At 65.8% G+C, this 14738-nt stretch carries 13 protein-coding genes; 8 read left to right on the top strand and 5 right to left on the bottom strand.

Annotated features, from left to right (window positions below):
* The first annotated feature begins 239 nt into the window (after positions 1-239).
* The 5 genes from FAZ79_RS02455 to FAZ79_RS02435 all read left to right on the top strand — a co-directional run bounded on the left by FAZ79_RS02455 (position 240) and on the right by FAZ79_RS02435 (position 5350).
* On the top strand, positions 240-713 hold the full coding sequence (locus tag FAZ79_RS02455) for a cupredoxin family protein (RefSeq protein ID WP_136866324.1): 474 nt from the start codon (positions 240-242) through the stop codon (positions 711-713).
* 51 nt (positions 714-764) lie between these two features.
* The gene (locus FAZ79_RS02450; RefSeq protein WP_136866323.1) at positions 765-2669 is read left to right on the top strand and encodes a copper resistance system multicopper oxidase; all 1905 of its coding nucleotides are present in this window, start codon (positions 765-767) and stop codon (positions 2667-2669) included.
* A 20-nt stretch (positions 2670-2689) separates the two neighbouring features.
* Positions 2690-3475, top strand: a complete 786-nt coding sequence (locus FAZ79_RS02445) for a copper resistance protein B (protein ID WP_211238777.1) — start codon at positions 2690-2692, stop codon at positions 3473-3475.
* A 196-nt stretch (positions 3476-3671) separates the two neighbouring features.
* Positions 3672-5030 (top strand): APC family permease, encoded by a 1359-nt coding sequence (locus FAZ79_RS02440; protein WP_136866322.1) that lies wholly within the window; start codon positions 3672-3674, stop codon positions 5028-5030.
* A gap of 83 nt (positions 5031-5113) precedes the next feature.
* Positions 5114-5350, top strand: coding sequence for a GDCCVxC domain-containing (seleno)protein (locus FAZ79_RS02435; RefSeq protein ID WP_136866321.1), 237 nt, complete (start codon positions 5114-5116; stop codon positions 5348-5350).
* Positions 5351-5455: 105 nt separating this feature from the next.
* On the opposite strand, the gene FAZ79_RS02430 is transcribed toward FAZ79_RS02435, so the two are convergent.
* Entirely contained in the window at positions 5456-6052 is a 597-nt protein-coding gene (locus FAZ79_RS02430) for a thioredoxin family protein (protein WP_136866320.1), read from the bottom strand.
* A 202-nt stretch (positions 6053-6254) separates the two neighbouring features.
* On the opposite strand from FAZ79_RS02430, the gene FAZ79_RS02425 reads away from it, so the two are divergent.
* Positions 6255-6809: an HD domain-containing protein gene (locus FAZ79_RS02425; protein WP_136866319.1), complete on the top strand. Its 555-nt coding sequence runs from the start codon at positions 6255-6257 to the stop codon at positions 6807-6809.
* 4 nt (positions 6810-6813) lie between these two features.
* Here FAZ79_RS02425 and FAZ79_RS02420 read toward each other — a convergent pair whose 3' ends face one another.
* From FAZ79_RS02420 to FAZ79_RS02410, 3 genes are read right to left on the bottom strand one after another with little or no spacing between them, the layout of a single operon-like run.
* On the bottom strand, positions 6814-7935 hold the full coding sequence (locus FAZ79_RS02420; RefSeq protein ID WP_136866318.1) for an ABC transporter permease: 1122 nt from the start codon (positions 7933-7935) through the stop codon (positions 6814-6816).
* A gap of 1 nt (position 7936) precedes the next feature.
* Positions 7937-10696, bottom strand: coding sequence for a ribosome-associated ATPase/putative transporter RbbA (rbbA, locus tag FAZ79_RS02415; protein ID WP_136866317.1), 2760 nt, complete (start codon positions 10694-10696; stop codon positions 7937-7939).
* Positions 10696-11772: an HlyD family efflux transporter periplasmic adaptor subunit gene (locus tag FAZ79_RS02410; RefSeq protein ID WP_136866316.1), complete on the bottom strand. Its 1077-nt coding sequence runs from the start codon at positions 11770-11772 to the stop codon at positions 10696-10698. The genes rbbA and FAZ79_RS02410 overlap by 1 nt, the downstream gene beginning before the upstream one ends.
* 222 nt (positions 11773-11994) lie before the next feature.
* On the opposite strand from FAZ79_RS02410, the gene FAZ79_RS02405 reads away from it, so the two are divergent.
* Positions 11995-13383 (top strand): GGDEF domain-containing protein, encoded by a 1389-nt coding sequence (locus FAZ79_RS02405; protein ID WP_136866315.1) that lies wholly within the window; start codon positions 11995-11997, stop codon positions 13381-13383.
* A 15-nt stretch (positions 13384-13398) separates the two neighbouring features.
* Here the strand turns inward: FAZ79_RS02405 and FAZ79_RS02400 are convergent, their stop codons facing one another.
* The gene (locus FAZ79_RS02400; protein ID WP_169303536.1) at positions 13399-14286 is read right to left on the bottom strand and encodes a WYL domain-containing protein; all 888 of its coding nucleotides are present in this window, start codon (positions 14284-14286) and stop codon (positions 13399-13401) included.
* Positions 14287-14414: 128 nt separating this feature from the next.
* On the opposite strand from FAZ79_RS02400, the gene FAZ79_RS02395 reads away from it, so the two are divergent.
* On the top strand, positions 14415-14720 hold the full coding sequence (locus tag FAZ79_RS02395; RefSeq protein WP_136866313.1) for a hypothetical protein: 306 nt from the start codon (positions 14415-14417) through the stop codon (positions 14718-14720).
* The last annotated feature ends 18 nt before the right edge of the window (positions 14721-14738 follow it).

Genomic DNA, 14738 nt, shown 5'->3' with positions numbered 1-14738 from the left:
TCGGGGCCATTGCCTTCCGGGGCGGCTGCACCAATACCGACAACCTCGACCGCCCCCTCTCTCTTCGAACCAACCACTCGCTGCCCTGGCCACCTCGGGAGAGGCCCTGACGCGTACGCACGTAGATGACAAAACCGTAATTCCGCCGTCAGGTCCATGACAGCCCGGCTGCGTAAGGTCATGGGTATCGAAACAGGCACGTCACGGCAGGCAATGCCGACACTAAGAGGAACAGATCCATGGCAACGAAACACGCAGTAATCGCCTCGCTCCTGCTTCCCTTCGCGGCCCTCGGCGCAGGTCAACACTCCGGCGGTCATGGGGGTGCAGGCACGGTCACCGGCGAGCCGGGGCAGATGACCAACGTCGATCGCCACATCGTGGTGAAGATGGACGACCGGATGCGATTCGAGCCGTCGTCGATCGAAGTGAAAGCCGGCGAAACAGTGCGTTTCCGCGTCAGCAACACCGGCAATCAACCCCATGAGATGGTCATCGGATCGATCGAGGACCTTAAGGCCCACGCCGAAGAAATGCGAGAGCACCCGGGCATGGCCCACGACGAGCCAAACATGATCCAGCTCGACGCCGGCGAATCGGGCGATCTCGTCTGGCGATTCACGCAGCCCGGACAGGTCGAATTTGCCTGCCTGCTGCCCGGCCACCTCGAGGCCGGCATGAAAGGCCACATCGACGTGGCACCGGGCCAGTAAAACGCCGTACCCCCTTAAACCGTCCTTCTCGACGCAATCGGAGGAGATCCCATGAAGTCCAACGACATCCTCACCGCCGACGGGCTGTCCCGCCGCCGGTTCTTGCGCAGCGCCACATCCATGAGCGTTCTGGCCGCCCTCTACGGCGTAGGCGCCCTCCAGCCGGCCCTCGCCTGGCCCCGCAGCGGCAACCTCGAGGCCGAGAAGGAGGTCGACGGCAACACCGACATCTTCCGGCTGACCATCGACCGCACGCCAATGCCTATCGATGGCAAGGACGCGCACCCGATCACGGTCAACGGCACCGTGCCCGCGCCCCTGATCCGCCTCAAGGAAGGTCGCGACGTGCGCATCCTGGTGACCAACAACCTCGACGAGGACACCTCGATCCACTGGCACGGCATCCTGCTGCCGTTCGAGATGGACGGCGTGCCGGGCGTGACCTTCCCCGGCATCAAGCCCGGCGAGACCTTCGAGTACCGCTACCCGGTGCGCCAGAGCGGCACCTACTGGTACCACAGCCATTCGGGGCTCCAGGAACAGCTCGGCCACTATGGCCCGCTGGTGGTCGACCCAGCCGAGCCGGAGCCCTACGCGTACGATCGGGACTACGTGGTCATGCTCTCCGACTGGACCTTTGAAGATCCGCACGACGTCTTCCGCAAGCTCAAGGTTGCCGAGGGCTACTACAACTACCAGAAGCGCACCGTCCAGGACCTGCTCGACGACATCAAGGCCAAGGGCTGGGAGCAGACCATGCGCGAGCGGGCGATGTGGGGCGAGATGCGCATGAGTTCGCGCGACCTGCTCGACGTGACCGGCAGCACCTACACCTACCTGCTCAACGGGCGTTCACCCGCGGACAACTGGACCGCCCTGTTCAAGCCCGGGGAAAAGGTGCGGCTGCGGGTCATCAACGGCTCGGCGATGAGCTTCTTCGATGTGCGCATCCCGGGATTGAAGATGACCGTGGTGCAGGCCGACGGACAGGACATCGAGCCCGTGCCGGTCGACGAGTTCCGTATTGGTGTTGCCGAGACCTACGACGTGATCGTCGAGCCGAACGAGGATCGCGCCTACACCATCTTCGCCGAGGCCATGGATCGCAGCGGGTATGCCGCCGCCACCCTGGCGACCAGAGAGGGCGCACGCGGCGAGATCCCCGAGCGTCGCCCCATGCCCGAGCGCGGCATGGAGTCGATGGGCATGGACCATGGAGACATGGATATGAACATGGGCCACGGCGACATGGACATGGGCCGGAACGACATGTCGGGTGACATGAATGGCGGCGTGGAGATGGCAGCCGACGCTAGCGACCCGCATGCCGGCCACGACATGAGCGGCGGCAGTCAGGCCATGAATGACGATCACTCCGGCGGCATGAACATGGCCGAGGACGAACCTTCCGAATGGCCCCTTGCCGGCCGAAAGATCAGCCACGGCCACGATGATCACGGCCCGGGCGCGGCCATGGTCGCCAGCAATCCGCAGAATCGCATGAGCGATCCGGGCATCGGGCTCGAGAGTACCGAGGACCACAAGGTGCTGGTCTACGACGACCTGCGGGCACGCGCCCCTTGGCCGGATCAGCGTGAACCGGAGCGAGAAATCGAACTTCACCTGACCGGCAACATGGAGCGGTACATGTGGTCGTTCGACGGCAAAAAGTTCTCCGAAGTCGACGGCCCGATCCGCTTCCACCACAACGAACGGCTGCGCCTGATCCTGGTCAACGACACCATGATGGATCACCCGATTCACCTCCACGGCATGTGGATGGAGCTGGAAAACCGTCATGGCAAGTACCGGCCGCGCAAACACACCCTGTCGCTCAAGCCCGGCGAGATGGTCTCCGCGCAGATCACCCCGGAACACAAGGGCGACTGGGCCTTTCACTGCCATCTGCTCTATCACATGGACGCCGGCATGTTCCGTGTCGTGTCCGTAGCCTGAATACCGGGAGGAACTGACCAATGACCATTCAGACGATCAAGCACCCGAGTCGATGGCTGGCGACCGCCTGCGTGCTGGCACTGACACCAGCGCTTGCCATGGCCGACGGACGAGGTGACTACGCCCGCGAACAGGGATGGGATTCCCCCGTCCCCGACATGCAGACCGGGATGCTGTTGTTCGACCGGCTGGAGTACGCTGCCGGGGACGACGAGGACAGCGTCGACTGGGAGTTCAAGGGTTGGTACGGCGGCGATACCAACCGGCTGGTGATCAAGGGCGAGGGGGAACACGTCGTCTCCGGTGGAGACGGTGGTGAGATCGAGGCCCTCGATCTACTCTACGGCCGCCTGATCGCCCCCTACTGGTCCGTGCAGGCCGGTGTCGGCTACCAGCTCGAATACGGCCCCGGCCCCAACCACGACCGCGGCTTCGCCGTGGTGGGCCTGGAGGGCCTGGCGCCCTACTGGTTCGAAATCGATACCAGCCTGCGGATCAGTGAAGACGGCGACGCCTCGGTCGACTTTGAGGCCGAGTACGACTTCCTGCTCACCCAGCGACTGGTCCTGCAGCCGCGCATCGGGACATCTTTCGCCTTCCAGGAGGTCGAAGAGTTCGGCGTCGGCCAGGGTGTGAACCACGTAAAGGCCGGACTGCGGCTTCGCTACGAAATCCAACGCGAGTTCGCCCCCTACATCGGGGTGAGCTGGAAGAAGCAACTGGGAGACACCGCCGACCTGGCCCGAGCGGAAGGCCAAGACACTGAGGATCTTCGACTGGTCGCCGGCGTACGCATGTGGTTCTGACCACCACGCAACCGTGTCCTGGAGAAGCATGAGCAAGGCTCCCGTTTCAGGATGGGGGCCGTTGTCCGTTAACGAGCACCGACATCTGCGCTATGACGTGACCGCTCTCGACCTCGTCAACCCGGAGTTTTCTATCGGATGACCGACACGACGAGGCCGTGACGATCAACTCCTGATGTCTACAGAGGGGAGCAGGATGAACAAAGCGAACGACCGCACGAGCCGCTATCAAGAGGGGAGCCTGACCCTGCCGGGAGCAGTGATGCTGGGGACCGGGGTCATGATCGGTGCCGGCATCTTTGCCTTGACGGGGCAAATGGCCGAGATGACCGGCGTACTGTTTCCCTTGGCCTTCCTATCGGCGGCGGTCATCGTGGGCTTCAGCGCCTATTCCTACATAAAAATCTCGAACACCTGGCCGTCTGCCGGCGGCATTGGGATGTATCTCCACAAGGCCTATGGAAACCGCTTGCCAACTGCGTTCAACGCCTTGTTGATGTATTTCTCGATGGTAATCGCTCAAGCCTTCCTTGCACGGACCTTCGGCTCGTATTCGGTGCAACCCTTTGGTGGGGATGAATCCGGCCTTTTGGTGCCTGTTCTGGGTGTGTCACTCATCATCGCTGCCTTCGTGATCAACCTCTTGGGCAATCGCCTCATTCAGGGAGTTGCCTCGCTCATCGGCATTCTCAAGATCGGAGGCATTTTCTTGTTCGGTCTCGCCGGTATCTGGGTTGCTGACAGCATCACCGTTGATTTTTCCAGCACCGGGGACGCCGGAACCCTCGGCAATTTTCTCGGCGCCACCGCGCTGGGCATCCTGGCCTTCAAGGGATTCACCACGATTACCAATAGCGGCTCCGAGGTAAACAATCCCCATCGAAATGTCAGTCGCGCCATCGTCATTTCCATCGCCGCCTGTGTCGTCATCTACTCCCTGGTTGGTTATGCCGTCGCCAGCAATCTGTCATTGGCCGAGATCATAGAAACGAGAGACTATTCTCTGGCGGCGGCAGCCCGACCGGCGCTGGGCGAATACGGCGTGTGGTTCACGGTCATCCTTGCGATGACGGCCACCGCAGGCGGCATCCTCGCCAGCATCTTCGCCGTCTCCCGCATGCTGGCCATGCTGACCGAGATGGAACTGGTGCCTCACCGACATTTCGGCATGCCGGGCAGCATCCAGAAGCACACACTGGTCTACACCGTCGTCCTCGGTATCTTCTTGACGGCTTTCTTCGACCTCTCCCGCATCGCTGCCCTGGGCATCGTTTTTTACCTGATCATGGACATCGCCATCCAGTGGGGTGTGCTCCGTTATCTCAGGACAGAAGTGGATGCGCGGGCGTGGATACCCGCGACGGCCATCGTTCTGAACCTGCTCGCCCTGTTGGGCTTCGTCTGGGTAAAACTCAACACGGATCCGTTTGTCATCGGCGCGGCGATGGCCACGATGATTGCGATCGCGGCGGCAGAGTGGGTTTTCCTGCGAAAGGCAGGGAGAAGGCACCCTCCCGTGCATGCCGAGCATCAGACGCCGGATCATCGCGGATAAGGCGTGCCGACAAAACCCAAGCCGATCAGCTCAGCCCCACCGCCAAGAAAACGCCGACGATAAGACGATAAAAGGAACAAGTGATGCCCAACGACCCGTTGTCTTACAACTCGACAATCAAGTGTCCCGAATGCCGGCACTCGCAAACCGAGACCATGCCCACCGATGCCTGTCAGTGGTTCTACGAATGTGACGGGTGTCAGGCCTTGCTGCGGCCGAAGCCAGGCGACTGCTGCGTATTCTGCTCATACGGCACCGTGCCGTGCCCGCCGATCCAAAGCAGTCAGGGATGCTGCGAGGCACAATCCAGCAGGGGCTAAACCGGAAACGCGACGGAAGGCCATCGGAATGCCCGTCATCGCCGAAACCAGTCAGACGACACCCCGCCTGCAACGAGCGTCAGGGGGCGACTACTCGACCAGGACCTATTGCAGCCCCGGCCGATCGATGAACTCGCGGCATTCGGCCGGGCCCATGTCCTTGGCGCAGCGTTCCGCGCGATCGATGTTGCGTTCCAGATAGTGGTTGTAGAACGCCGGCGCGGCGCCGGTGATCTCGCCGATCCGCTCGCCGTCGGGGGAGAAGAACAGCACGTAGGGCACGCCGCGCACGTCGAGCTGGTCGGCAAACGCCGCCGGCTCCTTCCACTCGCCGTCGACGCCGATGAAGCGATCGTCGGAGTCGATCTGCACGCGACGGATGATCAGGCGCCCCTGGTAGTCCGGGTCGAGCCGCATCGGGATCAGGAATTCGTCGTCGATCTTCTGGCAGTAGCCGCAGTAGCTCGCGTGGAAGAACAGCATCATCGGCTTGTCGTGCTTTTGCATCCAGGCGAGATCCGCGGGCAGGTCGGCGAGGTGGTCGACGAAGCGGACCTCCTCGTAGATGGCCATCGTCGAGTCAGCGGCATCGGCGGCGACCACCGGGGTGACCGCACCCAGCCCGAAGGCCAACAGCAGGGCGGCCAGCGGGCGGCTCAGGGCGGAAAGAAATCGCTGAGGGAGGTGGCGGGATACGGGCATGGTGACACTCGCTGGTTGTGTTGGGGCGTATATGCCTGGCACCCACGATACGACCAACCAGCCGCGCAATCCATCGTGGCACCGTTTCTGAGGCACGCCGGCCCGCAAGCGGGCCAGCCACTTGAGCGCAGCGGGTTGGGCGGGCACACTTGTCGCGCCACGCGCCCCTCTCCCGGAACCGCTTCACGATCGTCGCGCCGCCATGACCCCAGCTGATGCCCACCACTTCGCACAACACCCCTCGCACGTGGTGCGCCGCGCGCTGGCGATCGCGATCGAGGCGCACGCGGGCCAGGTGCGTCGCTACACCCACGAGCCGTTCGTCACCCACCCGGTCGCCGTCGCGCAGACGGTCCGCCCCTTCCACGGCGACCCGCTCGTGCTCGCCACCGCCCTGCTCCATGACGTGGTCGAAGACACACCCGTGACCGCCGCCGATCTCGACCGCGAGATGCCCAGCTCGGTGGTGCGCATGGTGCTTTCGCTGACCAACCCCTCCTCTACGGACGACGGCGATCGCGCGGCCCGCAAGCGGATCGACCACGACCACGTCGCCCGCGCCGAACCCCGCGCGCAGACCATCAAGTACGCCGATGTCTGGCACAACGTGCGGTCGATCGCCCGCCACGATCCCGAGTTCGCGCCCACCTATCTCGCCGAGAAGATCAGCCTGATCCGTCGACTCGATCGCGGCCACCCGGTACTGCGCCGGCGTGTCTGGCAATGCCTGGTCGAACTCACATCGCCCGCGTCGTAGTCGCTTAGCCCACTTCGGCGAGCATGCGCCGAAAACGCGCCAGCGACAGCGTGAACAGCACCCCGCCGATCGCGGCCAGCGCGAGGAATTGCGGCCAGACCACCTCGAAGCCCGCGCCGCGGTAGAGCACCGCCTGCGCCATGGCGACGAAGTGCAGGGTCGGGGCCGCCTGCATCAGCAGGTGCACCCAGTCGGGCAGGCTTTCGGCCGGGGTCATGCCGCCGGAGAGGATCTGCAGCGGCAGCAGTACCAGCAGGATCAGCAGCCCGAACTGCGGCATCGATCGGGCGATGGTGGCGAGAAAGATCCCCAGCGAGGTGGTGGCGAACAGGTGCAGCAACGCGCCGGCCAGGAACAGCCCCACCGAGCCCTGGATCGGGATGGCCAGCAGTCCCTGGACCACCACGGTCAACGAAAAGGTCGCGGCGAGCAGCACGACCACCGACATCGACCAGATCTTGCTCGCCATGATCTCGAACGGCGTGACCGGCATCACCAGCAGGTGCTCGACCGTGCCGTGCTCGCGCTCGCGCAGCAGCGCCGCGCCGGTGAGCACGATCGCGAGCATGGTGATGTTGTTGATCAGCTCCATCACGGCACCGAACCGGGCGACCTGCAGCTCGGGGTTGAACCGCGCCCGCCAGACCAGCTCGACCGGCGGGGACGGCGCCTCGCGGTAGCCGGCGAGAAAGGCATCGATCTCGCCCTGCACGATCGCCTGGATATGGCCGCTGCCGACGAACGCCTGGCTCATGCGGGTGGCATCGACGTTCAACTGGATCGCCGGGCTCCGGCCGGCAAGCACGTCGCGCTGGAAGCCGGACGGGATATGCAGGGCGAAGGTGTCGAGTCCGGCGTCCATGCGCTGGTCCATCTCGACAGCGGAGATAAAGCGCGGCGGCAGGAACGACGGCGGGTAGAAGGCATCGGCGATGCGCAGCGACAGCGGCGAGCGGTCCTCGTCGACAATCGCGATCGGGGCCTTGTTGAGCGTCTCGGGCATGGCGGTGGCCGCCGTGTAGATCGCCAGCGAGAAGGCGAACACGATCAGCACCAGCATGATGGTGTCCCGCCACAGGCTGCGGAACTCCTTGAGCCCCAGATACCAGATGTTGCGCGCGATCATCCTAACGCTCCTGTCGCCTGAGCAGCAGGGTGGCGATCGCGATCAGCACCGGACCGGCCAGCAGCAGGGGCAGGAACGCCCCGGCCAGGTCCTCGAAGCCCAGCGCCTTGGAGAACGTCCCGCGCGCGATGGTCACGAAATGCGTGGCCGGGAAGACCTGCCCGATCAACGCGCCCATCCCTTCGAGCGCCGTGACCGGGTCGATCAGCCCCGAGTACTGCGTCGAGGGGATCATGGTGAGGATCGACGTGCCGAAGATCGCCGCCAGCTGGCTTTTCACGAACGTCGAGATCAACAGCCCCAGCGCGGTCGAGGCGAACACGTACAGCACCGCGGCCAGGCTCAGGGCGAGGAAGCTGCCGGTGATGGGCACGCCGAAGACGACCACCGCCAGGGCGACCAGCAACAGGTAATTGCCCATCGCCAGCACGACGTAGGGCAACTGCTTGCCCAGGAGGAATTCCAGGCGCGTGACCGGGGTGACGTAGAAGTTCACGATCGACCCCAGCTCCTTCTCGCGCACCACGGACAAGGCGCTGAGGATCGCGGGGATCAGCATCAGCAGCAGCGGGATCATCGCCGGCACCATCGCCGGCAGGCTTTTCACGTCGGGGTTGTAGCGAAAGCGTGTCTCGATGGACGCCGCGCCGGCCAGCGCCGCCTCCCCCACCGACTCGCGCGCCCGCATGGCCAGCCAGTGCTGGTGCATGCCCTGGGCGTAGCCGGCCAGGGTCTCCGCGCGGGTGGGCATGGCGCCATCCACCCAGGCGCCCACCTCGACCGGCGTGCCCCGGGCGATGTCGCGCGCAAAGCCGGGCGGGATCTCGATCACCAGCCCCAGTTCGCCCGAGCGCATGCGCCGGTCGAGTTCCGCGTAGCTTGCCACCGGCGGGTGCTCGATGAAGTACCGCGAGCCGGACAGGCCGGCGACGTAATCCCGGCTGACGGTGGTGTTGTCGCGATCGAGCACCGCGAAGGTCAGGTCGTCGACGTCCATGTTCATGCCGTAGCCCAGCACCAGCATCAGCAGCACCGTGCCCAGCGCGGCCAGTGTCAGGCGGATCGGGTCGCGCGTGAGCTCTCGCCCTTCCCGGTGGGCGTAGGCGGCCAGGCGCCGCGCACTGAACACGCCGTGGCGGGGGGGCGACCGCCTGCCCGCGAGTTCCGCCGGGCGCTCGCCGCTGCCGCGGGTTTCCCGGTTACGCCGCACTGTGGGTTCCTCGTTCTCGGCGGCGCCCTCGAGGTAGTCGATGAACGCGGCCTCGAGGTCGGCCGCGCCGCGCGAGGCGATCACCTCCTCGGGCGTGCCGGTGACCAGCACCCGCCCGGCGTGCATCAGCGAGAGCCGATCGCAGCGCTCGGCCTCGTTCATGAAGTGCGTCGAGATGAAGATGGTGACCTGCTCCTCGCGGGCCAGCTCGATCAGGATGCGCCAGAAGGCATCGCGGGCGATCGGATCGACGCCGGAGGTCGGCTCGTCGAGGATCAGGATCTCGGGCTCGTGTACCAGTGCCACGGCCAGCGACAATCGCTGGCGCTCGCCCAGGGGCAGTTCATCCGGCAACGCGTCCATCACGCGGTCGAGGCCGAAACGGCTCGCCACCGCGGCGACCCGCGCGTCGAGGGCCGATCGATCGAGGCCAAACAGCCGGGCATGCAGTTCGAGGTTCTGGCGGACGCTCAGCTCGCCGTAGAGCGAAAAGCCCTGGGTCATGTAGCCGACCCGGTGGCGGGTGGCCAGGTCGTGCGGATCGAGGGGATGGCCGAGAAGTCTTGCCTCGCCGTCGCTTGCCGGCAGGAGACCGGTGAGCATCTTCATGGTGGTGGTCTTGCCGCAGCCGTTCGAGCCGACGAAACCGAAGATCTCGCCGCGCGGAATGGAGAAGCTGACGTCCTCGACCGCGGTGAAGGTGCCGAAGCGCTTGGTCAGGCCCCTCGCCTCGATCGCCACCGGGGCGGTTCGGGCATCCGGGTGCGCGCTGTGGTCGACCGGTCGATGCTCATGTTGCTCGGCCGCCGGCAGCAGCGAGATGAAGGCCGACTCGAGCGTCTCCTGCCCGGTGCGCTCGAGCAGCGTCGCCGGCTCGCCCGTCGCCAGCACCCGACCGGCATTCATCGCCACCAGGCAATCGAAACGCTCGGCCTCCTCCATGTAGGCCGTGGCCACCAGCACACTCATGCCGTCGTGCTCGGCGCGGATGCGCTCGATCAGGCGCCAGAACTGGCGACGCGAGAGCGGGTCGACGCCGGTGGTCGGCTCGTCGAGGATCAGCAGGTCCGGTGAGTGGATCAGCGCACAGCACAGCCCCAGCTTCTGCTTCATGCCGCCGGAGAGCTTGCCCACCGGCCGGTCGGCGAACGGGGCCAGGCCGGTGGCCTGCAGCAACTCGTCGATCCGTCGCCGGCGCTCGGCCCGGGCGTGCCCGAACAGGCCGCCGAAGAAATCGACGTTCTCGAACACCGATAACGTGGGGTAGAGGTTGCGACCCAGCCCCTGCGGCATGTAGGCGATGCGCGGGCTGACCTGCCCACGAAAGCGCGCCCGCCCGATGTCGCCACCGAGCACCTCGATCGTCCCGGACTGGATCGCGCGGGCCCCGGCGACCAGCGCGAGCAGGCTGGACTTGCCCACACCATCCGGCCCGATCAGGCCGACCATCTGCCCGGCGGGGATGTCGAGGTCGATCCCGTCGAGCGCCACCGTCTCGCCGTAGCGCAACCCGACCCCGCGCAGGCGGGCGACCGGCGCGGCATCCGTCATCACTCAGGCACCCGTACCGCCAGGTGCTCGGGCCAGGGCTGATCGTCGTCGTAGCGTACCCAGGCCACGCCCGGCAGGCCGGTCTTGACCTGCACGATGTAACGCTCGAGCAATTCGACCGGCAGGCGGGCGCGCACGCGGAACATCAGCTTCTGGCGCTCCTCGCGGGTCTCGACCGTCTTGGGGGTGAACTGCGCCACGTCGCTGATGAACGAGATGCGGGCGGGAATGACGTACTGCGGGGCGGCGTCGATCACCAGCCGGGCCTCGGCGCCGATGGCAATCCGGCCGACCACGTCGGTGGGCAGGAAGAACGTCATGTAGACGTCCTTGAGGTCGATCATGTTCATCACCCGGCCGCCGGCACCGACCACCTCACCCGACTGGGCAACCAGGTACTGGATGCGTCCGTCTCGCGGGGCATACAGGGTACTGTCGGCGATGTCGGCCTCGATGCGCTCGATGGTCGCCCGTGCCGCGGCGACGGCCTCCTCGGCCCCGACCACCTGTGCCCGCGCGGTCGCAATCGCCGCATCGGCCGCGGCGATCTGGGCCCGCGCGGCACTGACCGCGGCCGCCGCGCCCTTCACCCGGGCCTCGTCGTTGTCCACCTCCTGGCGGGAGACCGAGCCACTCTTGACCAGCTGCGAGGTGCGCGCCAGGCGTTTCTCGGCGATATCCAGCTCGGCCTGCCGCTGGGCCAGCAGGGATTCGGCCGCGGCTCGTTCCGCCTCGCGCAGGATCACCTGGCTGCCGGCGGTTACCACGTCGCTGCTCGCCTGGCGCAGGTGCGCCTGCGCCTGATGGAGCTCGGCCTCGAGCGTGCTGGTGTCCAGAGTCGCGACCGGCTGACCGGTGGTGACGAACTCGCCCTCCTCGACCCGGATCGATTCGACGCGCCCCGGCACCTTGGCCGCGATATCGATCTCGACCGCCTCGATCCGCCCGTTGCCGCTGGCAAGACCGGGGTGATCCTCGACCACCGTCAGCTGCTGGTAGGCCCACCAGCCGACAAAGCCCACCACCAGGGCGATGGCGGCCATCCGAATCATCCAGCGGCGGCGGATCGGGGACATGTTTCGGGCTCCTTGTCCGGGGATCGACGTGACCCGTCCATCATGCGCCAGCCGGCCGCCGACGAAAAGCCCCGCAGGTCCGCTTGAAGCCGCAGCATGACGGGCCATGGGGGCAATCGACTTTCCTGCTTTATTCCGGGTGTCATACTGGGGTAAATTGGCGCGAAAAACGGTTCGTCGAGCTATCGATGACCAGCGGGCACGATTTTCCGGGGACATGACATGGCGGAGTCTGGCGACTTCTACCGCAAGAGCTACGAGCGCATGCTCCGGGAATTCACCCGCCTGGAGGACCACGACCTGCGCCTGGTCAAGCTGTTCAAGCTGACCGTCAGTCGCACGCTGATCGCGGTGGAGAAGGCCTACCCGAGCCTCGTGCCGCTGTGCAATCGCATCCGCAGCCACGTCAGCCGCCAGGCCGATGCCGACTTTCCGCTCGACCGCCTGCAGGTGGACATCGAGCAGCTCTCCGAGCAGCTGCGCAAGCTGGAAAGCGGCCACGAGCCAGCCAGCGACGACGCCCAGGAGCGGCCCGACAACTCGCGCGCCGAGTACCAGCGCAAGCTGTTCGTGCGCGAGTTCATCCCGCAGATGCTCGAGGGCATCGCCTTTATCGGGCCGCTGGAGAGCCATCGGCGCCAGCTGCTCGAGGCGATCGCCGCCCACCAGTTCGATGCCCACCCCAGCCTGCTGATCGATCGCACCGTGGCGCTGATCAACGAGATGCGCCAGATGATCGAGCAGGAGAAGACCGAGCTCACCCTGTTCCTCGACGAGATCAAGTCATCGGTGCAGAAGATCGAGGAGGACGCCTTCCACCAGGGCAAGCAGGCCGAGGAGCGCCGCGGCAAGCTCCGGCGCTTCGACAACATGCTCGGGCGCACCGTCGGCAAGCTCAAGAAGGAGATCGAGCAGGCCGAGGACATCGAGACCATCAAGCAGACGGTGCGCGACCAGATCGAGCAGCTGCACGGCAAGGTACGCGAATTCCACGAGACCGAGGGCCGGCGACTGGCCGAGTTCGAGAGCCAGAACCTGCGCCTGCGCGGCTACCTGACCACGGTGATCAAGCGTGCGCAGATGCACGAGAACAAGCTCAAGGAGAAATGCGCGGACCGCAATCGCTGCATGCTCACCGCCCTGCCCAACGCCTTTGCCTTCGAGCAGCAGCTGCGCATGGAGCTGGCGCGACTGCGTCCGGGCCGCCCGCCGATCTCGATGCTGTTCGTCGACATCGACCACCTCAAGACGATCGTCAAGAGCGACGGTCAGCAGACCGCCGACAAGATCCTGATCGTGCTGGTGCAGACGATCTCGCGGATGATCCACTACAGCGACTACTTCGCCCGCATCGGCATCGACGAGTTCGCCATCCTCTTGAAGGAACAGGACGGGGATGCGGCCATGGAACTGGCCGAAGCGATCCGGGCGCGCGTGATGCGCACCCGATTGCGCCATGGCGCCAAGAGCCTGTCGCTCACGCTGTCCTGCGGCGTGACCGAACTGGAGGTCGGCCAGACCTCCGAGGAGGCCTACCGCCACGCACTCGAGGCCCTGCAGCACGCCAAGGCCCAGGGCGGCAACCGCTGCCAGCGGATCGGCCCGCGCTAAGAGCAGCCCCGTGCGTCAGTCCCAGCCCTTGCGGTGCGCCACCTCGGGGTTGAGCAGGCAAATCTGCTGGATCAATGGGTCGGGGTGTTCGCGCTCGGGTTCGATCTGCATCAGGCGCAGCAGGTAGGGCAGCAACGCCCGGCGCACGCTCACCTGCCGCTCGCCGTCGACCATGCCGTAATCCGCGGCGATCACCGCCTGCTGGGCCGCGGGCAGCTCCGGGTGCACCCCTACCCGCAAGTCCACCTCCTCGAACCAGTCGCCATCCGCATCGCGCGGTGCGCCCGGTCGATCCGGCAGCGATTCGGCGTTCGCCATCCGCGCCAGCACGAAGTCGCGATATTCCTCGTGCTCGTGGCTGAAGGCCCGCAGGTGCCAGCGAAAGCCGCTGAACACCAGCGTGTGGGGCGAGAGCTCGATCGGGCGCGGCTCGGGGCGACGCATGGACTGGTAGTCCACCCGCAAGCGATGCCCGTTGCTGGCCGCCGCCGAAACCGCCCGCAGGATATCGAGATCCAGCTCGCGCTCGAGCGGGCGCAGCAACTCCACGTTCGGCCCGGCCGCCGCCAGCGCGACCACCGGCCGATCCGCCCCCGGCAAGGCGCCCAGCACGTCAAGCAACTCCGAGGTCCGACCGGACAACAGCCGCGCGGCGAAGTGCTCGCCCGGCTCGTAATACTTCTGCGAGCGGTTGTAGACGAGGTTGTCCGGGGCGAGCGCCTGGTAGACGGCGAAGTCCTTGGAGGCCTGCGCGCGGCTGATACCGAAGGTCTCGGTCAGGGCCTGGGTGCGTACCCAGCCGTTGAGCAGCAGGGTGCATTCGAGCAGCTTGAGACGCTGGCGCAGGTCCCACTTGAGGTCGTCGATGGCCGGATCAGTAATAAGGGGCGTCTCGGTAGTCATGCTGCCCATTCTCCGCCCACCCGACGGTATGTCAATAAAAATGACGCGAGTTTGTTGACACGTCCAAATTGTGTGCATACTATCTGGACATGCCTAGTTTGTAGGCAGTCAACGAAAGGAGCACCGCCATGCAGACCTACCACGACGACGTGATCGATTTCTGGGCCAACATCTTCCGCGCCTGCCGACTGTCGACCACCGGGCTGGACCTGGAGACCTTCCTCGAGGCCCCCGCCCAGCACCTGGAACGACTGGGCCTGTCGGATGCCGTCGAAATGCTCGCCGGCGGCCACCTGCCGCTGTTGCCCGAACAGGCCGCGGTGCGTCGCGAGATCGACGCCCGCTTCCCCCAGCCGGCAGCACCGCAACCGGCCGCGCCGGCCACCGTCCGGGCCTTTCTCCCGCCGCCGGCCTTTCTCGCCACCGCGAGCTGATCCCGCCCTCGCCTCACC

Source organism: Guyparkeria sp. SB14A, from assembly GCF_005096345.1.
In the GTDB taxonomy this organism is placed as follows: Bacteria; Pseudomonadota; Gammaproteobacteria; order Halothiobacillales; family Halothiobacillaceae; genus Guyparkeria; species Guyparkeria hydrothermalis.
The sequence above is the reverse complement of the archived record's forward strand: the minus strand, read 5'-3'. Positions and strand labels throughout refer to the sequence as shown.